Here is a 1,323-nt window from a genome sequence, read left to right on the forward strand (position 1 = left end):
ACCTCAAGCTGTGACGGGGAGGGAAAATCACAGTACCGAAGGTCATGTACCCACGCTGCCAAGAAAAGCCTCTAGCCAGGAGAAGGTGCCCGTACCGTAAACCGACACAGGTGGGCGAGATGAGAATTCTAAGGCGCGCGGAAGAACTCTCGTTAAGGAACTCGGCAAAATGACCCCGTAACTTCGGGAGAAGGGGTGCCCCGGTAGTGTGAATAGCACGAGGGGGCCGCAGTGAAGAGGCCCAAGCGACTGTTTAGCAAAAACACAGGTCTGTGCGAAGCCGCAAGGCGAAGTATACGGGCTGACGCCTGCCCGGTGCTGGAAGGTTAAGAGGAGTGGTTAGCCGCAAGGCGAAGCTATGAATTGAAGCCCCAGTAAACGGCGGCCGTAACTATAACGGTCCTAAGGTAGCGAAATTCCTTGTCAGGTAAATTCTGACCCGCACGAATGGCGTAACGACTTGGGCGCTGTCTCAACGAGAGATCCGGTGAAATTTTAGTACCTGTGAAGATGCAGGTTACCCGCGACGTGACGGAAAGACCCCATGGAGCTTTACTGTAGCTTGATATTGAACTTTGGTACGGTCTGTACAGGATAGGTGGGAGCCGATGAAGGTGGAGCGCAAGCTTCATTGGAGGCGCCGTTGGGATACCACCCTGATCGTATCGGAGTTCTAACCTACTACCGTGACCCGGTAGAGGGACCGTGTCAGGCGGACAGTTTGACTGGGGCGGTCGCCTCCTAAAGCGTAACGGAGGCGCTCTAAGGTTCCCTCAGCGCGGTTGGAAATCGCGCGCAGAGTGCAAAGGCATAAGGGAGCTTGACTGCGAGACCTACAAGTCGAGCAGGGACGAAAGTCGGACTTAGTGATCCGGTGGTACCGAATGGAAGGGCCATCGCTCAACGGATAAAAGCTACCCTGGGGATAACAGGCTTATCTCCCCCAAGAGTCCACATCGACGGGGAGGTTTGGCACCTCGATGTCGGCTCATCGCATCCTGGGGCTGAAGTAGGTCCCAAGGGTTGGGCTGTTCGCCCATTAAAGCGGTACGCGAGCTGGGTTCAGAACGTCGTGAGACAGTTCGGTCCCTATCTGTCGCGGGCGTAGGAAATTTGAGAGGGGCTGTCCTTAGTACGAGAGGACCGGGATGGACGCACCGCTGGTGTACCAGTTGTTCCGCCAGGAGCATCGCTGGGTAGCCAAGTGCGGAAGGGATAAGCGCTGAAAGCATCTAAGCGCGAAGCCTGCCTCAAGATGAGATTTCCCAATTCGTAAGACCCCTGGAAGAACACCAGGTTGATAGGCTCGGGGTGGAAGCGCGG

At 56.0% G+C, this 1,323-nt stretch carries 1 rRNA gene; it reads left to right on the forward strand.

Annotation, left to right across the window (positions count from 1 at the left end):
* Positions 1–1,323 (forward strand): 23S ribosomal RNA (locus K7P76_RS32970); the annotation flags it as partial.

Source organism: Cohnella silvisoli (assembly GCF_021190915.1).
Lineage (GTDB): Bacteria > Bacillota > Bacilli > Paenibacillales > Paenibacillaceae > Cohnella > Cohnella silvisoli.